This is a genomic window from Vibrio sp. V23_P3S9T160 (assembly GCF_963886625.1).
Lineage (GTDB): Bacteria > Pseudomonadota > Gammaproteobacteria > Enterobacterales > Vibrionaceae > Vibrio > Vibrio anguillarum.
In genome coordinates this window covers 1-20,776 of the sequence record NZ_CAWPDB010000109.1, presented here as the reverse complement: position 1 = coordinate 20,776, position 20,776 = coordinate 1, and the positions used below count along the sequence as shown (strand labels likewise).

Here is a 20,776-nt window from a genome sequence, read left to right as displayed (position 1 = left end):
TCCTTACATCAATATTTAAAATAAAAAAGCGAGCAGTCATTGCCACTCGCCTTTGAAAACCCAAGGCGCTTGCGTCGCGATTTAATTGCGATTCACGCCAATAAGAGTGTTACTGTGATATGAAATTTAGCCTAGGCGTTTCACCAACATTACATCTTTGATCTGCTCTACTCGCATTGATACTCGTGACAGCGCTTCGATGTTGCTCACTTCAAGATCAAAATCCATGATGATCAACTGTCTTTTGTAGTCACTACGACTTTTCATGCTGATGACTTTCACTTTCTCATTCGCAAGCAGGGTAGTAATGTCTTTGAGTAACCCACCTCGCTCCATCGCTTCAACGCGCAAAGTCAAAATATAGGTTCCAACAAACCCGCGCCCCCAAACGGTATCAATGATGCGTTCAGGTGCGTGATGGCTCAGCTCTTCTAGCTGTTCACAGTCACTGCGATGGACTGAAATACCACGCCCTTGAGTAATGTAACCTTTGATCTCATCACCCGGGATAGGTTGGCAACAGCGCGCTAGGTGTGTCATGAGGTTATCTACCCCTTCCACTACAACGGCATCTTTGTGCGCTCGATGTGGCTGAGCTGGACGAGTTTGCGCATCTTGCAATTTTTGCAGTGCTTGTTGATCTTCTTGCTCAGCGGTCGGCTTATTCACCAAAGCATTGATGTGATTGACGATTTGGTTGATTCGCAAATCACCACTGCCAATGCCGACGTACAGCTCGTCAGGCGTATTGACGTTAAAACGTTTGAGCGCGTATTTATCGGCATCTTTTAATGTGGCACCGATTTTGGCCAATTCTGATTCGAGGATCTCTCGTCCGGCTTCAAGGTTTTTCTCGCGGCCTTGTTTACGGAACCAAGCGTTAATCTTGGCGCGCGCACGGCCTGAATGAACAAACCCCGTTGCTGGATTTAGCCAATCACGCGACGGATTCGGCTCTTTCTGAGTGATGATTTCGACTTGATCACCCATAGATAATTTATGAGTAAATGGAACAATACGACCCGCGACTTTGGCACCGATGCAGCGATGCCCCACTTCAGAGTGAATATGGTAGGCAAAATCGAGCGGCGTGGCTCCCATGGGTAAATCAACCACATCACCACGAGGTGTAAAGGCGTAAACGCGATCATCAAACACCTGGCTACGCAGCTCGTCGATCATCTCACCCGAATCAGACATCTCTTCTTGCCAATCAAGAAGCTTACGCAACCAAGTAATTTTCTCATCGTAACCGCTGCGGGCAACCGTTGCGCCCTCTTTATATTTCCAGTGCGCAGCAACCCCAAGTTCAGACTCTTCATGCATCTGCTTAGTACGAATTTGAATTTCGATGGTTTTGCCTTCTGGCCCTAAAATCACCGTATGAATGGATTGATAGCCATTCGGTTTCGGATTCGCAACGTAATCATCAAATTCGCTAGGCAGGTGTTTGTATTTGGTATGAACAACGCCCAAGGCGGCGTAACAGTCTTGCAGTTGATCAGCAATAATGCGAACTGCACGCACATCAAACAGTTCATCGAAAGCCAACCCTTTCTTCTGCATTTTGCGCCAGATGCTATAGATGTGTTTCGGACGGCCACTCACTTCGGCATTGATATGAGAAAGCTTCATCTCGGCGCGCAGATCTTCGACAAAATCGTGAATATATTGTTCACGCACGATGCGGCGCTCGGAAAGCTGCTTAGCAATTTGTTTGTAGGTATCGGACTGCTGGTAGCGAAATGCGTAATCTTCAATTTCCCATTTGAGCTGACCAATGCCCAAGCGGTTTGCTAAAGGGGCATAGATATTGGCGCACTCTTTAGCCGCTACACGGCGAATTTCGTCAGGTTCATCTTTTACTTCACGTAAATTACAAATGCGCTCCGCTAATTTGATCACCACGCAACGAAAATCATCTACCATCGCAAGCAGCATGCGGCGAACGTTATCCACCTGCTCTGAAGCTTCACTGCCTTGCAAGGTAACATTTAACTGACCGAGTGCCGCCATCTCTTCGACACCATCAATCAGCTTCACTATGCCTTTACCATAGGTCTCTTCTAATACTTCACGGTCAAAAAGCCCACTACTGACGATAGGAAAGAGCTGAGCCGCGACTAAAGTGGCGCGATCCATCGATAAGGTAATCAGGATTTCGATCATTTCACGGCCGCGCCACAGCAGTAGCGGTCCTTTGGCATGACCTTCTAATAACGTTTCACACTGACGATATACGTCCGTCAGTTTAGAAGCTGTGCTTTTATCTTGATGTAAACTCGCAATCCATTTATCTAGCTCAAACTGTTCGTCTGGATTCAAGTGTGCGCTTCGTACCGCAACCATCTGATTCGTCCTAGTTTTATAGTTTGTGGTATTCGACTAACTTCGACTGAGTTAGTTCTCTGTCTACCGACTTTTTACAAATAGCGCCATCGATTCTAAATGACTGGTGTGTGGAAACATATCCAACATGCCAAGTTTTACCAACTTATAACCTTGGCTGAGTAAACTTTGACTGTCTCTTGCCAGTGTTGCCGGGTTACAAGAAACGTACACCACGCGCTGAGCGCCGAGCTTAGCCAATTGGTCGACAATGCCTGCCGCCCCGGCTCGCGCTGGGTCGAGTAGTACTTTAGCAAATTTTTGCTTTGCCCACGCTTGCGTTGACATATCTTGTTCCAAATTTGCTTGGTAGAACGTGATATTGTCGATTTGATTGCGCTGCGCGTTTTGTGTCGCTTGCTCAACCATCTCATCCACACCTTCAATGCCCACCACCGATTGAGCGTATTGGGCCATCGGCAAACTAAAGTTCCCTACGCCACAAAATAGGTCCAACACTCGGTCATCCTCAGTCAAGGCTAACCATTCCAATGCTTGAGCCACCATTTTTTGGTTTACTTGACGATTGACTTGAATAAAGTTGGAGGGCAAAAATTCGATAACTGATCCGGTTTCACAGTAGCTTGCCATCTCTCCGTGAAGACGTTCGAGCTGATCGCTTTCTGGCATCACATACAAAGTGAGATGATGCTGCTGAGCAAACGCCAGCAGCGCCGCGTGATCTTCACTTGGCAGCGGCTGAAGATGGCGCAACACCATCATCGCGCCTTGATCACCCAGCACCAATTCAACATGGCCAATCGCTTGCTGAGATTTAAATTGCGTTAACAGCGCTTGGATAGGTGTAAGTAGCGTGTTGAGTTGTGGTTCTAGCACTGGGCAGTCCGTCACGTTAACGATTTGCTTGCTCTGCTTTTTGCGAAAGCCAAATTGCAGCTGTTGCTGCTTTTTGTCCCACAACACGCTGATGCGGGCGCGGCGGCGATAGCCTTTATTGGCGCAACTTATTGCGGGGCTCAATGCCAACGTTTGTCCGGCGAATTTACTCATCAATTGCGAGAGTGTTTGCTCTTTGTGCGCCACCTGCGCACTGTGCTCTAAATGCTGCAGATCGCAACCACCACATTGACCGTAATGGCGACAAAATGGCGTCACGCGTTGTTCACTGGCCGTTAAGACTTTAATCAACTGACCGCGAGAGTATTTACTTTTGCTTTCAGTTAGCTGCATCAGCACTTGCTCACCGGGCAGCGCGCCATCAACAAAAAGCAGTTTATTGTGTTGATAAGCGATACCAGAACCTTGATGATCAAGACGTTCAATCAATACCGTTTGATGTTTTGTTTCTAATTGCGCTTTCTTTTTCGGTTGGAAAAAACGTGCCATGCTCTGTGCCTAAGTAAAATTAAATCGATGTTTTTTGCCCTAGCGTCACTATTTAGTGCGGGGATGATTGTCGAACTTACTCGACTTGATTAAGCTAGCCGTCAATTAAACGATTTTCGTACAGGCTTGCTCATCAAATTGCGGGCTATTTTCCCATATCCACACCACGATGTTTAGACAATAATGACCAGATATGGCTTACGCGCGCGCGTTATTACTTTAACCTTAGCTCCAACCTTAATTATCGGCTTGTTGCTCAGTGCTTTTTTCTCATTCAATCGCTACCATGATCTGGAGAAACAGGTGATCAATGCGGGGGCAAGCATCATTGAGCCCTTGGCTATTGCTAGTGAAGACGCCTTAAAAAACCAAAGCCGTGAGTCGGTGCGCCGCATTATCAGCTACGCGCATCGGAAGAACTCTAAATTTGTCCGCAGTATTGCGGTGTTTGACGCCAACCACGAACTGTTTGTCACCTCGAACTTCCACCCTAACTTTGAAAGCTTAACTTATCCAAAAGAGAAACCCATTCCGATTTTAAGCAGCTCAAATCTCACCGAGAACACTTTAATACTGCGCACGCCAATTTTGGCTGAAAACCGTCTAACCGAAGGCATAAATGCCAATACATCAACGCCTGCGCTCGGCTATATCGCGATTGAGTTGGATCTCTCTTCATTGCGTTTACAACAATATCAAGAGGTCTTTTCCGCCTTTTTAGTGCTTGCGCTTGGGCTAGGTTTATCGGGAATGTTCGCATTCCGGCTCCTGCACGATGTGACTCGCCCTATCTCACACATGAAAAACATGGTGGATAGAATTCGTCGCGGCCACCTTGATGTGCGGATCGAAGGCAAAATGCACGGTGAGTTAGATTCGCTCAAAAAAGGGATCAACGCGATGGCGGTATCGCTATCGGAATATCACGTCGAAATGCAGCACAGTATCGACCAAGCCACCTCGGATTTGCGAGAAACCTTAGAGCAGTTGGAAATCCAAAACGTTGAATTGGACATTGCCAAAAAACGCGCCCAAGAAGCCGCGCGCATAAAATCAGAATTTCTTGCCAACATGTCCCATGAGTTGCGTACGCCGCTTAACGGTGTCATTGGCTTCACCCGCCAAATGCTCAAAACCCAGTTGACGAATAGCCAAGCAGATTACTTACAAACCATTGAAAAATCGGCCAATAACTTATTGAACATCATCAATGACATTTTGGATTTCTCCAAGCTAGAAGCCGGTAAGTTAGCGCTGGAAAATATTCCGTTCGAGTTTCAAGAAAGTTTGGAAGAGGTGGTTAACCTCCAAGCGACCAGTGCTCATGAAAAAGGATTGGAAATCACTCTTAAAGTGGATCAAAAAATCCCAGCAGGCTTGGTAGGTGACCCACTTCGTATCCAACAAGTGTTGACCAACCTTGTCGGTAACTCGATTAAGTTCACCGAACGTGGCAACATCGACATCAGTGTTGAATTGCGCTCACAACGCGACAATGTGGTTGAGCTGCAATTTATGGTGCGCGACACCGGCATTGGTATTTCAGAGCGCCAACAAGCACAGCTGTTCCAAGCCTTTAGCCAAGCCGATGCCAGTATTTCTCGTCGCTACGGCGGCACTGGACTTGGTTTGGTTATTACTCAGAAATTGGTCAGCCACATGGGCGGAGAAATTAGCCTCACCAGCCGCCTTCACCAAGGTTCCACCTTCTGGTTTACGCTGCGTCTTAATACCACTGAAATGCCGATGAGCGACTGGCTTGACCCACATATTTTGAGCAATAAACAGCTGTTGCTCGTTGAACCCAATATGCAAGCCGCCTCCATCATCCAGCAAATGTTGGTGCAGGCAGGGTTGAGCGTCACATATCGAGCGGTGATGCCAGAAGAAACGGATCGCTTCGATTATGTATTACTCAATTTAGCCCCAAGTAGAGAGACTGATTTGAATTTGGTTGAGCAGTGGGTCACAAAGGCTATTCAGCTTGCCGACAACGTGATTATCGGTACACCAAGTACCGAGCTCGCACTATCCGATTATTTAATGCAGCATCATCCAGTGCAATGCATTACCAAGCCACTGTCGCGTAAAAAATTGCTGCAACTGTTAATCGCGCACCAACCAGTACAGCCTGCCATTCAAGATCTACCGATCACACTCGATACACTGCCCCTGAAAGTAATGGCGGTGGATGATAACCCTGCCAACCTCAAACTGATCATGGCCCTGCTGCAAGAACGTGTTGAAACCGTCATCGCTTGTACGAATGGCCAAGAAGCGGTCGAACAAGCAAGCCGCCAGAAATTTGATATGATTTTGATGGACATCCAAATGCCACAGATGGATGGGGTCACCGCTTGCCAGGAAATTAAGAAAACGGTACTCAATCACCAAACGCCCGTGATTGCGGTAACGGCTCATGCAATGATCGGAGAGCGCGATCGTCTGCTGAAAGAAGGAATGGATGATTACCTCACTAAGCCGATTGAAGAGCACATCTTGCAGCAAGTGTTAGCACATTGGAACCCCTACGCCAACCGTAAACAGTTGGAGAAATTACAACTCACAGAACAAGTTATACCGTCGCCGTCACAGGAAGCTGAGCAGCCTAATCACACCATTATCATTGACTGGCAAAATGCACTCAAACAATCAGCCAACAAGGAAGATTTGGCCAAAGAGCTGTTACAGATGCTAGTTGATTCGATTCCACAGGTGAACCAAGTCGTCAGTATGGCGTTGGAAGACGATGAATACCCTACACAAGATCTACTGCACCATATTCATAAACTGCACGGCAGTTGCTCATACAGTGGCGTACCCCGCTTGAAAAAAGTGTGCGCGGCGCTTGAACAGGCATTGCGATCGGGCAAATCCATCAGCGATGTCGAACCGGAATTATTCGAGCTACAAGATGAGATGGACAAAGTGATCGCTACCGCTAAACCGTATTTAAGCGAATGACCAATTTAACCGAAGAGACAATTTAACCTAATGAAAAAAGGGGCTTGTGAAAAAAGGGGCTTGCCGCTCAGCCGTATTTGCTTGTCAGCAAGCAGAGAAGATCGACAGGTTAAGACTCTAAAATCACCGTCGCCACCGCATAATGACGCTCATCAGAAATGGTTAGGTGAATGTGATTCACACTGGCTGTGGCAGCCAACTGCTTAGCCTTACCTGATAGTGTTAGCACGGGTTTTCCGTTGGCGTCGTTGGTGACGGTAAAATCCTGAAAGCTAACGCCATGCGCAATACCCGTACCAAGCGCTTTAGATGCCGCTTCTTTAGCGGCAAAACGTTTCGCTAAATAGCGCCCTTTTTTCTTGAGCGAATAGAACACCGCCAATTCATCTTGGGTTAGCACCCGCTCGGCAAAAGCATCGCCACTGCGTGACAATGCTTTTTCTATGCGTTCAATTTCCGCAATATCAGTCCCTAAGCCGATAATCGCCATCGGTAGACCTTATTTGCGAGCCGCTTGCATGATGGCTTTCATATCGGCGACCGATTTTTCCAAACCATCAAATACAGCACGCCCGATAATCGAGTGACCAATGTTGAGTTCGTAAATTTCAGGCAGTGCAGCAATGGCAGCTACGTTGTGGTAAGTCAAACCGTGACCAGCGTTCACCGTAATGCCCAAATCACTCGCATAGCTCGCAGCCGCCGCAATTTTCTTTAACTCATCTTGCTGATCCGCTTCGGTTGTTGCATCGGCGTAATGACCAGTATGCAATTCAATAAACGGTGCACCGCAAGTTTTAGCTGCGTTAATCTGCTCACGATCAGCATCAATAAACAGAGAGACTTTGATGCCTGCAGCGGTCAGTTTTTCGGTTGCCGCTTTCACTTTGTCAAGCTGTCCTAATACGTCCAGCCCACCTTCCGTCGTTAGTTCTTCACGCTTTTCAGGCACTAAACACACAAATTCAGGTTGGGTTTGCAGAGCAATATCAATCATTTCGTCGGTAACGGCCATCTCGAGGTTCATTCGAGTTTGCAACGTCTCGCGTAAAATACGCACATCGCGATCCTTGATATGGCGTCGGTCTTCACGTAGGTGAATGGTAATGCCATCGGCTCCGGCACGCTCTGCCATTTCAGCAGCATGCACGGGATCTGGGTATTTAGTACCGCGGGCATTTCGTAACGTGGCGATGTGATCGATATTAACGCCTAAGTAAATTGCGCTCATTTTCCTATACTCCGTACTCTGGAAAAACTAGACATGGGCAGGAAAAGCTCCCTGCTTTTTAAAGGTTTGCCGCCAAGATACGGCTTTAACGCTATGCGTGTAAAGCGTTTTGCCGCTTGAAGCTGCTCTTTACTGACAAAGCGCCGCTCACTAATGGCAATCAACTCATCGCCCATAAACGTGAGGTTATCGCGCCTGACAGAAGCGATAAAACCTTTTTGCTCGCGATAGCGATAAGTCATGCGAGGATCGATGGCTTCTCCCGTTCCGGCGCAATGCAAGAAATCAACGCCATAACCCATTGAAGCTAGCAACGCGAGTTCAAAACGGCGCAGTGCTGGTTCTGGATTTTCACACTGAGCTAACTCGGTGAGTGCATGCAGATAATCATGGAACAGACCTGGGCAAGGCACTTCTTGCGCAAGCACGCGGCCAATCAGCTCATTGACGTACATGGCAGAATAGAGATGAATACCACTGAGTGGTAAGCCAAGGCTAATCGGTTCAGCTTGGCGTAAGGTTTTCATTGAACCGTTGCCTGACCATTTGAGCAATAAGGGGGTAAAAGGTTGCAGTGCACCTTTTAAGTTCGATCGTTTACTGCGTGCGCCTTTGGACATTAAGGTGACGCGGCCATACTCCTCACTAAACACATCAAGGATTAGGCTCGACTCGCTATAAGGACGTCGATGAAGGACAAAACAGCGCTGTAAACCGTCTGACATATCAGCACTCAAAGGTGAGCGATGTTCTCGCCCACCTCGAATAGAGGTTATAGATCGTCAATATAACCAAGGCTACGAAGGGCACGTTCATCATCTGCCCACCCGGATTTCACTTTCACCCAAGTTTCTAGGTAAACCTTGCGACCAAACAACTCTTCCATATCTAAACGCGCTTCACGGCCGATGGTTTTGATTTTTTCACCACCTTTGCCGATCACCATTTTTTTCTGACCGCTGCGTTCAACGAGGATCAACGCGTTAATATGAAAACCATCGGTTTCAGGGTTATAGTCAAAACGTTCAATTTCAACGGTTACTGAATACGGCAGCTCTTCACCAGTAAAGCGCATCAGTTTTTCACGCACAATCTCGGAAGCCATGAAGCGCTGTGAGCGATCAGTCACATACTCTTCAGGGAAGTGATGCGTGGCTTGAGGTAAATGCTCACGCACATGTTTGCGCAATACATCGACGTTTTTGCCATGTTTTGCCGCAATCGGCACGACATCAACAAATTCCATTTTCTTCGATAGCTCTAGCATATGCATCATTACATCGTTACGATCTTTCACGTTATCGACTTTATTGACACACAACACTACAGGGAAATTAGCATTGCGTAACTTGTTGAGCACCATTTCATCATCGGCGGTCCACTGAGTGCCATCGACTAAGAACAGCACTAAGTTAACATCACTGAGTGAACTACTTGCCGCACGGTTCATCAAGCGGTTAATCGCACGCTTTTCTTCGATGTGTAACCCCGGAGTATCAACGTAAATCGCTTGGTACGGCCCCTCTGTATCGACACCCATAATGCGGTGACGAGTGGTTTGAGGCTTGCGCGATGTGATGGATATCTTTTGTCCCAGTAAGTTATTCAGCAGGGTTGATTTCCCGACATTGGGGCGACCCACAATGGCGATAAAACCACAGTGCTGCTCACCACTTTCCGGAGTTGCTTCATTGCTGTTGGTGTTTGATGCGAAGTACGCATCCAAATCAAATTCGTTATCAGCCATTTGTCAGTTGCTCTAGTGCAATTTCAGCCGCCGATTGTTCAGCTTTACGACGACTGGTGCCTTTACCAATTACAGGAGTTCCCATTCCCGCTACATCACACGATACCGTAAACTCTTGGTTGTGTGCTTCACCTTTAATATTAGTCACTGTGTAGATAGGCAGTTGCTTTCTTCTACCTTGCAGAAACTCTTGTAGGCGAGTTTTTGGGTCTTTTTGCGATACGCCCGGCTCAATGGCGTCAAGGCGCTCTTGATACCAGCTCAAAATAATACGTCGTACTACTTCGGTATCGCTGTCTAAATAAATCGCACCAATGATGGCTTCTACGGCATCAGCAAGGATTGAATCACGGCGGAAACCACCACTTTTCAACTCACCTGGACCTAATTTTAAGTAATCTCCTAGGCAAAATTCTCTGCCCAGTTCAGCCAATGTATGACCACGCACAAGCGTAGCGCGCATACGACTCATATCCCCTTCGTTAATTTTAGGGAAACGGTGGTACAGCTCATCAGCGATGACAAAACTTAAAATTGAATCGCCCAGAAACTCAAGACGTTCATTGTGCTTACCATTTGCACTGCGATGTGTCAGTGCTAAGGAAATAAACTCGGGATCATTAAATGAATAACCGAGTTTAGTTTCTAATTTACTAATTGGAGAATTCATGCTCTCTCGATGTAGTGATGGCTAGCCAAAGCTAGCCTAGTTAATGCCACCAATGCGGTTAAAACGCACACCAGTTGGGATCCACGAAGGTAAAACGCTATCGGCACCACGTTCAAATTCAAAACTTATCCAAATACCGACCGCTTTACCGACTAAGTTTGCTTCTGGAACAAAGCCCCAGTAACGGCTATCAGCACTGTTGTCACGGTTATCACCCATCACAAAATACTGACCTTGAGGAACAACCCATTCATTAACGCCATGGCGTGGCTGATAAGCATCAACACGATCACGACGCAATGGATTGATCAAAATCTGGTGTTCAACCTGACCTAACTTTTCATTCACTTGAATTAAAGGGATGCCATTTTGGTTGAACTCACTCTCTTCAACATTGGACAGTTTGACCTGTTTACATTCTGTTGAACCTTGAGCTTGAATACAAATCTCTTTGTTGCTGCTATAACGAACTGTGTCACCCGGCATGCCGACCACGCGCTTGATGTAGTCAATGCTTGGTTGCGGTGGGTATTTAAAGACCACGACATCACCACGCTCTGGTTTACCAGTTTCGACCAGTTGAGTACGCCATACTGGGTCTTTCAAACCGTAAGCGTATTTCTCAACTAAGATGAAGTCGCCCACCAGCAACGTTGGCATCATTGAGCCAGATGGAATCTGAAAAGGTTCGTACACAAAAGAGCGTAGCACCAGCACAAAAGCAATCACAGGGAAGATGGAAACACTGTTTTCAATCCACCAAGGTTGCGCGGAAATTTTGGCGCTGAGTTTGTCATCCAAGCCGTTGGTTTGCGCTTCAATAGCGGCCATCTTCTGTTGACGTTTTTTCGCCCACACCAACTTCTCCAGCACCCAAACTATGCCGGTCACTAATGTGACGATCACCAAGATGAGTGAAAATGTATTCGCCATGGAGTTCCCTTATCTAAAAATACGAAAGTGAAAGAGCCGAAACTCTTTCACTTAAATGGTGACTGCTGCATGCATAAGAACAAAGCAATGCTTAATCTTTACCTACGTGCAAAATGGCAAGGAAGGCTTCTTGTGGCAACTCAACATTACCAATTTGCTTCATGCGCTTCTTACCTTCTTTCTGTTTCTTAAGCAGTTTTTTCTTACGGCTAATATCACCACCGTAACATTTCGCCAGTACGTTTTTACGCAGCTGCTTCACGGTTGAACGAGCAATAATGTGGTTACCGATCGCCGCTTGAATCGCAATATCAAACATTTGGCGAGGGATAAACTCTTTCATTTTCTCAACCACTTGACGACCACGCGTTTGCGAATTGTCTTTGTGAGTGATGATGGCTAGCGCATCCACTTTGTCACCATTTAGCAAGATATCCACACGGACCATGCTTGAAGCTTCAAAGCGTTGGAAACCATAATCAAGTGATGCATAACCACGAGAAGTTGACTTCAAGCGGTCAAAGAAATCAAGCACCACTTCGGCCATCGGCACATCATAAGTCAAGGCTACTTGGTTACCGTGATAGACCATATCAACCTGCACGCCACGTTTTTCAACGCACAACATAATGACGTTACCCAAATATTCAGAAGGGGTCAAAATGTTACAACGCGCAATCGGTTCACGAATCTCTTCAATGTCGTTCACCGCAGGCAATTTAGCCGGGCTATCAACATAAAGCATCGTGCCATCGGTCTTCTTCACTTCATAGACTACCGTTGGCGCAGTGGTGATAAGGTCAAGATCGTATTCGCGCTCTAAACGCTCTTGAATAATCTCCATGTGGAGCATACCCAAGAAACCACAACGGAAACCAAAACCAAGGGCGGCCGAACTTTCTGGCTCATAGAATAACGAGGCATCGTTTAGGCTCAGTTTACCTAACGCATCACGAAAGTTTTCGTAATCATCAGAAGAGACAGGGAAAAGCCCCGCATACACCTGCGGTTTCACTTTTTTAAAGCCTGGCAATGCTTTTTCACACGGATCTTTCGCGCTGGTCAGTGTATCACCCACAGGAGCGCCGAGAATGTCTTTAATACCACAAACCACCCAGCCCACTTCACCAGTGTTCAACATGGTTTTGTCGACTTGTTTTGGCGTAAAAATACCTAAACGGTCAATACCCCAAGTTTGGCCTGTGCTCATCACTTTAATCTTGTCATTTTTCTTCAGCGCACCATTTTTCACTCGCACTAAAGAGACAACACCTAAGTAGTTATCAAACCAAGAATCGATGATTAACGCTTGCAGCGGCGCAGCAGGATCGCCCTCAGGAGCCGGAATACCAGAAACGATTTTTTCTAGCACTTCATCCACGCCAAGGCCTGTTTTCGCAGAGCAGCGCACTGCGTCAATAGCATCGATGCCGACGATATCTTCAATTTCTTCCGCTACGCGTTCAGGCTCTGCGGCTGGCAAATCAATCTTATTTAGGATTGGGACAACTTCAAGGTCCATTTCAATGGCGGTATAACAGTTAGCCAATGTTTGCGCTTCAACGCCTTGACCAGCATCCACCACCAATAGAGCACCTTCACAGGCGGCTAAAGAACGGGAAACTTCATAAGAAAAGTCAACGTGTCCAGGAGTATCGATAAAGTTGAGCTGGTATGTCTCGCCATCGTTTGCTTTGTAATCGAGCGTCACACTCTGTGCTTTGATGGTGATGCCACGCTCACGCTCAAGGTCCATAGAGTCTAGAACTTGAGATTCCATTTCACGATCACTTAATCCACCACAAACTTGGATCAAACGGTCAGATAGGGTCGACTTACCATGGTCGATGTGGGCGATAATCGAAAAGTTACGAATGTGCTTCATAGATTTGGGATGACTAAACTCTTGAAAAAAGGGACATAAGAAAGCCACATCAAGCGGCGTTTCCATAAAGTTGGCCGATTCTACCCAATTTCGGTAGGGTTCGCATCATAAATTAGGCGATAGGTTCACCAAGGACTCGGACCAAAACCACCTCTTGCTGCGATCGTTTTTCAAGAACCACAGAACAACGTTTGGCAATTCCGATCCCCAGCACGATAAAAACAGCGGCCATGATGATCACGATGCCCTCACCTAAACCGAGCCAAGGGGCCAAGAGGCTCTCACCCAGCCAAGCGCCGAACATCATCATAAAAAGCGGCACCAAATACACTAAGGCTGCCGATTGAAGCAAGCTTTTTTCGGGGAAACCGATTTCAACCGTCTGGCCTTGCTTCACTGGTTTTTTCGTATCGAGTTGCCATAACAGCGCTTTGTTACCAATCGCTTTCGATACGATCCCAGTACCACAACTTTTGGAGGACGAACAACTGCTGCAACTGGTCTGCTGCTGACAACTGAGTTCAACGTGAAACCCTTTAGCATCAGGTTGAACAGCGGTGACTGTTGCTAACGCCGTCATCATGGTTTGGTTGCCTCTGTTGAGGGCGCCGCAGGCTGGACAAACGTCACCGATTGAGCAATGCGCTGCGCCGTTGCCGGTGGAATATCACCGACCACTGAGATTTCATTGTTTCCTTTCACCACACTATGCAGGGTACGGCGGCCTTGACGAACCAGTTGGCCTTTCAGCGAATGGTTGTCACTATCGGAAATATAGACAGAAAAACTAAATAGCCCATCACTGAACATCTGGCTCTCGACCAAACGCTCAGTAATCGCCATACGATAACGGTTAAGCTCTTTAGGTTCAAAACCTTCTGGTTTCCAACTCACTTGCCAAAAACTTTCGGTAAGGTTGCCTTTCGGTAACGTCAATACCTCGGGTAACTCAACGTCATTTAGCCCTTGCATCGCCTGCGCTAATTTGTCGCTAATGGCGTAAGAGATAGTGCGATATTGCTCAAGCACCTCGCCGTCGCGATCGACTAAATCAGCTCGCAATGGCAAGTTACTGGTTTCATCTACCCACAAAATATAGGAATAGCGTAAGCCATCTTTCGGCACCACTCGCACCACTTGGCAAGCCGTACCCGCTTCACGTGCACGGCCAACTTTGACGAAATCGTAGTAACGGCCTAATTCAGTGACATTGCTGGTTAGCATCGGAATCGTCGGCGCAACCATAGTGCTTGACTCAATGGTGAACGGTTCTACCCCAGGTTCAATGTAACTCACTTCATTGCCACGGCGAATCACTTCACGGATCGGGCCGCTGAGATAAACGAGATGCGCAAATTGCTGATCGCCTTGACTTGCATGACGATACAGCAGTGGATCGATGCTGTTTTTCTTAATCAGAATGTAAGACAGCTCATAATTTAAATGCTGACTGGCCTCGTTCATTTGAAGCAACAAAGCCTCTGCAGGTTGGTCTTCTGCAAAGGCTAATGTAGAGTTCAAACTGAACAGCGCCAGTGCACTGATCAGGAATTTATTCATTCAACTACCGATTCAAGTACATCGTTATGTGGGCTTGCACTTTCACTGTTCAGGCGAAGTTGCAGCTCGTAGTCTTGCAATAATGCGTTTACGCGGCGACGTTGTTCTTGCACGCGGCTTTCGCTGGTTTGGCGCTCTACTGAATCACGCGTTAAGCTCACTGGCTCTGCGCTGCCAGCCAACGGAATGGTTTGCAGTACGGGTAATTGGTCGTTTTGATTCACTCCTGAATCACGGCCACCGTATTGTTGAACACCTAAAATCACCACAAACGACACACACGCAGCAACCGCAACCTGGCCAAATTGGGAAAGCCAAGCCGGTAACTGCCGACGAGCTTGAGCTGGCGTCGGCTGAGACTCACGGCTTGCATCACGAAAATCAATAACCGAAGCAGATTGTAAACGACTGTGTGCGGGTTCGTCATCCAATGCTAATGCAACGCTCTGTGCAATATCCCACTCAGCTCGGACTGGGGCATCTCCACGCATCACATCACCAACCAAATGGTAATTTTTCCACGTTTGCAAACTTTCTTGGTCGAGCTCTAATTCTTGAATGAGCGCTTTATCGACCATTTCCCCATCCATGAGTGCTGAAAGTCTTTCTTTGTCAGCCATTATTTATTCACCATTTTCGTTACCAGTTTGAGCGCTATAAAAGAGGTTTAATCTTCTTTTCTACCGCTTCACGAGCACGGAAGATGCGAGAACGCACCGTTCCTACAGGACAATCCATGACTTCTGCTATTTCCTCGTAACTTAAACCATCCAGTTCACGCAAGGTCATCGCAGTTTTCAAATCTTCAGGCAACGCTTCTATCGCACCAAAAACGACCCGCTGCAATTCTTTCGACAACGTAATGTTCTCAGGGTTCGATATTTCTTTTAATGCGTTGCCACTTTCGTAATATTCAGCATCTTCAGCATCAACATCGCTAGCGGGCGGTCTACGACTTTGGGCTACAATGTGATTCTTAGCGGTATTAACAGCAATACGGTATAGCCAAGTGTAAAAGGCACTCTCTCCGCGAAAACTTGGGATAGCCCGATACGCTTTGATGAACGCTTCTTGTGCGACATCGGCTACATCTCCGGAATTGCTCACATACCGAGAAATAAGGTTGCAGACTTTATTTTGGTACCTTAAAACCAAAAGGTTAAATGCTTGCTTATCTCCACTCTGAACTCGCTCAATCAATACTTGATCGGTCAGCTGCTCGTTCATTCGAGCCTGTACTCCTATTGTTATTCCCCTTACCTTCTCAGATATGGGCATTCATTATGCAAAATGTAGTATTGACACCACCGCTTACATGAGCACTATTGTGACTCAAGGGAGAATAGAAAGTTCCATTCTGTCTAAAAATATTTGCCAAGCATTATTCAATAAATGTGATCTAATTTCACTATAGGGGATCCCCAATATAGTGAGGGTCGATAAGACGAAAGACAATGGCATTTACAAAGTATTGCATCAAATCTTTCTCTACTGCTATTGGCTTGAAGCCATAGCGATACCGTTAGTGGATAAACCTTGCGGCTGAATCACTTCAAGAGTATAGATACATGCAATGCATATTTAAAATGAGAGTTGGACAACTCTACTCTAGTTCGGGAATTTAAAAGTTTTATGAACGCAAACCGTGAACATCTATGCGATGTATTAGTCGTAGGCAGTGGCGCAGCGGGTTTATCGCTCGCACTACGCGTAGCAAAACACAGTAAAGTCATTGTACTGAGTAAGGGACCACGCAGTGAAGGTGCCACTTATTACGCCCAAGGGGGGATTGCCGCTGTTTTTGACGAATCAGACAGTATTGAGTCACACGTCGAAGACACTCAAATTGCGGGCGCAGGGATCTGTGAAGAGGATACTGTCCGTTTCATAGCCGAGCATGCTAAAGAGTGTGTTCAGTGGCTTATCGATGGCGGCGTTCCTTTTGACAGAGAAGAGAATGACAGTGATGAAGCACCTCGCTATCACTTAACTCGTGAAGGCGGCCATAGTCATCGCCGCATCTTGCACGCGGCTGATGCCACTGGCATGGCAATGCAAACCTCCTTGCAAGACAATGTTCATAATCACCCCAACATTACTATCCTTGAACGTCACAATGCACTGGATTTAATCACCGAAGATAAAATCGGTGGTGATAAAAAAAGAGTGGTTGGCGCTTATATTTGGAACCGCAATGAGGAACACGTTGAAACGATCCGCGCTAAGTTTGTCGTTTTAGCCACGGGCGGCGCCTCAAAAGTGTATCAATATACCTCTAACCCTGATGTTTCCTCAGGTGATGGTATCGCAATGGCGTGGCGTGCAGGATGCCGAGTGGCGAACCTTGAGTTCAATCAATTCCATCCAACTTGTCTTTTCCACCCTGAAGCACGTAATTTCCTACTGACAGAAGCACTACGTGGAGAAGGCGCTTTTTTAAGACGCCCAGACGGTTCACGATTCATGCTCGATTTTGATGAACGTGCCGAACTGGCTCCTCGTGATATCGTGGCTCGCGCCATCGACTATGAGATGAAGCGTTTAGGTGCTGATTGTATGTATCTGGACATCAGCCACAAACCGGCCGATTTTATTGAAAAACATTTCCCAACCATTTATACACGCTTGATGGATTTGGGCATTGATATGACCAAAGAGCCGATTCCGATTGTTCCTGCGGCGCACTACACTTGTGGTGGCGTTATTGTCAATAAACAAGGTAAAACGGATCTGCATAACCTGTATGCGATCGGAGAAGTTAGCTACACCGGTTTGCACGGTGCTAACCGAATGGCGTCGAACTCTCTATTAGAATGCGTCGTTTATGCCTGGTCAGCGGCAAAGGATATTTTAAAAGGATTACCAACGGCTCAGCTCCCACCAAGCTTACCCGGTTGGGATGAAAGTAAGGTCAATAACTCTGATGAAGAGGTCGTAATCCAACATAACTGGCATGAACTGCGCCTATTTATGTGGGATTACATGGGGATTGTCCGCACAGATAAGCGCTTAGAGCGAGCACTACGCCGCATTCAATTACTGCAACAAGAAACCCACGAATACTATAGTTATTTCCGCGTTTCAAATAACCTGCTTGAGCTGCGTAACTTACTGCAAGTGGCAGAGTTGATGGTGCGTTGTGCTATGCAACGCAAAGAGAGCCGCGGTTTGCACTACACGCTCGATTATCCAGAGTTAGCCGAAAATAGTGGCCCAACGATCCTAACGCCAGACGAGTAACCTCGCCAACGATCATCTGTTAGCGTCAAGTTGACCGAATGAATAAAGGAGCATTTATCGCTCCTTTATTGTTGGTGATTGGTTATGGGTAACCTGCCGAAGCTGCACCAATAAACGGCGATAATCCGCTTCCACACAACTGTCGCGCCACACTAGATAGCGCTTACCTTGTTGTGCATAAATGATCAACACCATAAACGCAAACTGTGTAGAAACCTTTTCAATGGACAGGTTCTGGTCGGCACATTGCCACTCACCGTGACTCGTGAGCTTGAATTGGCCGATTAAGCTAGGGACTAACAGTGAGGTACTCTTTTGCGCGGTGATAAGAGGTGCGTAAAATAAGGGGAGCGTTACAAGTGGAATCGGCGATATCAATAATGCCCACACGGCTATCATCAAAAAAATGAAGTTAGTAATGCGGGCAAAATGGGAAGGAAATAATACGAAATTAACGCACTTTGCTGAGGTTGTGGGCAACAATTTTATCCACCATGGCCGCATGCCCAAGATTTTCGCTACGACCATGCCCCATAATCCAAGTAAATAGATCAGGGTCGTCAGACTCAAGTAGGGAAACGAAATCTCGTTGCTCATTTTCATTCAGAGAATCAAAGCACTCTTCAAAGAACGGCATCACAACCACATCGAGCTCTAACATTCCACGACGGCATGCCCACTTGATTCTTGCTTTTTCTTCAGTGGTGTACATCGGTTTTCCTCACCTTATGTTTATTTGCGTTGAGTGTATCAACTGGATGAAGATACAACTAGTAGATGAGTCACAGTCCCTGTTCAAGCTGACAAAAAAAAATTTCCGGATTAACATGGGGCTCAAGATTCTCTTTAGGTAACGACTATGGACTGGCAAAACACATTGACACCTCTCGCAGTAACCGCCAATGACTCACTTCCACCACTGATGCTGACTCATCTTGCATCCTGGGGCGCTATCATCATTTCAGGCAATGATAAAAAAGCCTATTTGCAAGGCCAAGTGACCTGTAATGTCGTCACTCTTGAACCAACACAGTCAACCTTAGGCGCCCATTGTGATGCGAAAGGCAAAGTGTGGTCCGTCTTTCGACTGTTCCATCATCACGATGGTTATGCGATGTTCCAGCCTTTATCAGCGATAGAGGCTGAATTAAGAGAGCTGAAAAAATACGCTATTTTTTCTAAGGTCAATATCAGCCAGAGCCAAGACGTCGCACTGGGTGTTATGGGCGAACAAGCTGAGCAATATATCAACACATTAACGGCGGATGAAGGTGAGGTGCGTTTGATTGACGGTGGTAGCGCCATCAAAATTTCATCCCAACGTTGGCTATTACTTGTTTCAGAGCAAACCGCGCAACAGCTCATGACGCAAAGTGAAGCACTGAAAGTCACCGAGGAAACGTGGACTCGCTTTGATATCGAAGAAGCAGTCCCCGTCCTTGGTCAAGCGGATCAAAATGAGCACATACCGCAAGCCGTTAATCTTCAGGCCTTTAATGGTATCAGCTTTAATAAAGGGTGTTATACAGGCCAAGAAACCGTCGCTCGCGCTAAATATCGAGGTATTAATAAGCGTGCAATGTACATCCTTCAAGGCAACATTGAGCAACCGCTAAGTAATGATCAACCAATCATGATCGAACGCTCAGTTGGAGAAAACTGGCGTAGTGCTGGGCAATTAATGGTTCACTACACGTTTGCTGATAATACCGCTATCGGTTTAGTAGTCTTACCAAACAATCTCGAGCCAGAAACTGAGTTTCGTCTTGCAAGCCAACCAAACACTCGTTGGTTTATGCAAGCTCTCCCTTACTCTCTTACTGACGAATAAGCTTCTTCCTCATATTGACCATGCGCCTCTTTACGAGGCGTATGCTTTCTAACACTCGCCTATCTCGAATAAATTTCAGGAAAAAGAATGCAATAATGTAATCCATTACATTGATGCGTGATCGCTCTCTAAATCACACAACATTAGAGATGAATTTTTAGTCATCATTGAAACATAAATAGTCATTAGGTTTGTTTTGACGTACTCTTAACAATGCTGGTCAGGACAAACGAGAAGTTGCCCTGACCAGCAAAAAAGTGAATCCACTGATTGTTTCAGGACATCCACTTTTTGTGTAATGCATCTGTGACTATTCGCCCGCCTATTATTTAAGCGGGCTTTTTTTTAGGCTATTCTTAACCAAAATTTAACACTTTACATAAACAGCAGCTATTCTTTAAAGTGTAATATTTGTCGTGCTTAATATGCACCAAGTGAATGGTGCACTGAGCATTTTTTGTTAGCACTATTTTGAGGAGATAATCACGCAAACATGGGTATTTATCCAACATTTTGCCTACGGCAGCACAAATATCCAAAAGAGCCATCAATAACTGCATATTCCTCTATGGCAATCACACTATTAGAGGCGCAATTTATTTATAATTTGCAGTGTTAGAATAACAGAAGGATCGAAGTATGAGACTGTTTAAGCGCTATACGCCAGGTATGATAGCTAAACACGTAAGTCGGCTTTTTAAAGGAAGAATCTATATTTACGGGGTTGGAAAATTTGAATTCGATAATGGCAAACTGATCTTGCCAGAGCGCGCAGACAAGCGCCACTTTCAGACGGTGAAGGAAGTGAATCAGGAAATCATGAGACTACGCTGCGCCTACGCATAATACGAGTTTCATTAAAGAATTTTAAAAGGGTTGGCCATAAGCCCTGTCTCTTGATCACAAGTCTGGTGAATCAAGAGACTTAGCCAGTTCATACCCTTCAAGGATGGTTTGTAACCTAAACCATCCTTGAAGGG

Annotated in this window: 19 protein-coding genes; 4 read left to right on the top strand and 15 right to left on the bottom strand. The window is 46.3% G+C overall.

Features of this window, described 5'->3' with window-relative positions:
• Window positions 1-126: 126 nt before the first annotated feature.
• Together relA and rlmD are read right to left on the bottom strand one after the other, a co-directional pair.
• Window positions 127-2,349, bottom strand: a complete 2,223-nt coding sequence (gene relA / locus AACU59_RS06685) for a GTP diphosphokinase (protein WP_017046490.1) — start codon at window positions 2,347-2,349, stop codon at window positions 127-129.
• 63 nt (window positions 2,350-2,412) lie between these two features.
• Window positions 2,413-3,735, bottom strand: a complete 1,323-nt coding sequence (gene rlmD / locus AACU59_RS06680) for a 23S rRNA (uracil(1939)-C(5))-methyltransferase RlmD (RefSeq protein ID WP_094145835.1) — start codon at window positions 3,733-3,735, stop codon at window positions 2,413-2,415.
• 183 nt (window positions 3,736-3,918) lie between these two features.
• Between rlmD and barA the strand changes: the two genes are divergently transcribed.
• Window positions 3,919-6,699 carry a two-component sensor histidine kinase BarA gene (barA, locus tag AACU59_RS06675; RefSeq protein WP_094145836.1) on the top strand — a complete coding sequence of 927 codons (2,781 nt, stop codon included), beginning with the start codon at window positions 3,919-3,921 and terminating at the stop codon, window positions 6,697-6,699.
• A 109-nt stretch (window positions 6,700-6,808) separates the two neighbouring features.
• Here the strand turns inward: barA and acpS are convergent, their stop codons facing one another.
• The 11 genes from acpS to rpoE form a co-directional block, all read right to left on the bottom strand.
• The gene (acpS, locus tag AACU59_RS06670) at window positions 6,809-7,189 is read right to left on the bottom strand and encodes a holo-ACP synthase (protein WP_013856035.1); all 381 of its coding nucleotides are present in this window, start codon (window positions 7,187-7,189) and stop codon (window positions 6,809-6,811) included.
• 9 nt (window positions 7,190-7,198) lie between these two features.
• Window positions 7,199-7,930: a pyridoxine 5'-phosphate synthase gene (pdxJ, locus tag AACU59_RS06665; RefSeq protein ID WP_013856034.1), complete on the bottom strand. Its 732-nt coding sequence runs from the start codon at window positions 7,928-7,930 to the stop codon at window positions 7,199-7,201.
• The gene (recO, locus tag AACU59_RS06660; protein WP_026027280.1) at window positions 7,927-8,655 is read right to left on the bottom strand and encodes a DNA repair protein RecO; all 729 of its coding nucleotides are present in this window, start codon (window positions 8,653-8,655) and stop codon (window positions 7,927-7,929) included. The genes pdxJ and recO overlap by 4 nt, the downstream gene beginning before the upstream one ends.
• A 47-nt stretch (window positions 8,656-8,702) precedes the next feature.
• Entirely contained in the window at window positions 8,703-9,677 is a 975-nt protein-coding gene (era, locus tag AACU59_RS06655; RefSeq protein WP_010319802.1) for a GTPase Era, read from the bottom strand.
• Window positions 9,670-10,347 carry a ribonuclease III gene (gene rnc, locus AACU59_RS06650; protein ID WP_010319803.1) on the bottom strand — a complete coding sequence of 226 codons (678 nt, stop codon included), beginning with the start codon at window positions 10,345-10,347 and terminating at the stop codon, window positions 9,670-9,672. The genes era and rnc overlap by 8 nt, the downstream gene beginning before the upstream one ends.
• A gap of 36 nt (window positions 10,348-10,383) precedes the next feature.
• On the bottom strand, window positions 10,384-11,280 hold the full coding sequence (gene lepB / locus AACU59_RS06645; RefSeq protein WP_013856032.1) for a signal peptidase I: 897 nt from the start codon (window positions 11,278-11,280) through the stop codon (window positions 10,384-10,386).
• Window positions 11,281-11,371: 91 nt separating this feature from the next.
• Window positions 11,372-13,165, bottom strand: a complete 1,794-nt coding sequence (gene lepA, locus AACU59_RS06640; protein ID WP_026027281.1) for a translation elongation factor 4 — start codon at window positions 13,163-13,165, stop codon at window positions 11,372-11,374.
• Between the two features lie 112 nt (window positions 13,166-13,277).
• Window positions 13,278-13,748, bottom strand: a complete 471-nt coding sequence (locus AACU59_RS06635) for a SoxR reducing system RseC family protein (RefSeq protein WP_088729149.1) — start codon at window positions 13,746-13,748, stop codon at window positions 13,278-13,280.
• Complete coding sequence (rseB, locus tag AACU59_RS06630) at window positions 13,745-14,725, bottom strand: sigma-E factor regulatory protein RseB (protein WP_017042688.1); 981 nt, start codon at window positions 14,723-14,725, stop codon at window positions 13,745-13,747. Before rseB ends, AACU59_RS06635 begins: the two co-directional genes overlap by 4 nt.
• Window positions 14,722-15,345: a sigma-E factor negative regulatory protein gene (locus AACU59_RS06625; RefSeq protein WP_017046484.1), complete on the bottom strand. Its 624-nt coding sequence runs from the start codon at window positions 15,343-15,345 to the stop codon at window positions 14,722-14,724. Before AACU59_RS06625 ends, rseB begins: the two co-directional genes overlap by 4 nt.
• A gap of 34 nt (window positions 15,346-15,379) precedes the next feature.
• Window positions 15,380-15,952, bottom strand: a complete 573-nt coding sequence (gene rpoE, locus AACU59_RS06620; protein WP_026027282.1) for an RNA polymerase sigma factor RpoE — start codon at window positions 15,950-15,952, stop codon at window positions 15,380-15,382.
• Between the two features lie 405 nt (window positions 15,953-16,357).
• Here rpoE and nadB point away from each other — a divergent pair, with 405 nt between their 5' ends.
• The gene (gene nadB, locus AACU59_RS06615) at window positions 16,358-17,965 is read left to right on the top strand and encodes an L-aspartate oxidase (RefSeq protein WP_029189883.1); all 1,608 of its coding nucleotides are present in this window, start codon (window positions 16,358-16,360) and stop codon (window positions 17,963-17,965) included.
• A gap of 54 nt (window positions 17,966-18,019) precedes the next feature.
• On the opposite strand, the gene AACU59_RS06610 is transcribed toward nadB, so the two are convergent.
• Both AACU59_RS06610 and AACU59_RS06605 read right to left on the bottom strand, forming a co-directional pair.
• Window positions 18,020-18,469: a protein YgfX gene (locus AACU59_RS06610; RefSeq protein ID WP_327790216.1), complete on the bottom strand. Its 450-nt coding sequence runs from the start codon at window positions 18,467-18,469 to the stop codon at window positions 18,020-18,022.
• Entirely contained in the window at window positions 18,417-18,677 is a 261-nt protein-coding gene (locus tag AACU59_RS06605) for an FAD assembly factor SdhE (protein ID WP_010319812.1), read from the bottom strand. The genes AACU59_RS06610 and AACU59_RS06605 overlap by 53 nt, the downstream gene beginning before the upstream one ends.
• A 147-nt stretch (window positions 18,678-18,824) precedes the next feature.
• On the opposite strand from AACU59_RS06605, the gene ygfZ reads away from it, so the two are divergent.
• Entirely contained in the window at window positions 18,825-19,796 is a 972-nt protein-coding gene (gene ygfZ, locus AACU59_RS06600) for a tRNA-modifying protein YgfZ (protein ID WP_094145837.1), read from the top strand.
• Between the two features lie 639 nt (window positions 19,797-20,435).
• The gene (locus tag AACU59_RS06595) at window positions 20,436-20,642 is read left to right on the top strand and encodes a DUF1107 domain-containing protein (RefSeq protein WP_010319814.1); all 207 of its coding nucleotides are present in this window, start codon (window positions 20,436-20,438) and stop codon (window positions 20,640-20,642) included.
• Window positions 20,643-20,776 lie beyond the last annotated feature (134 nt).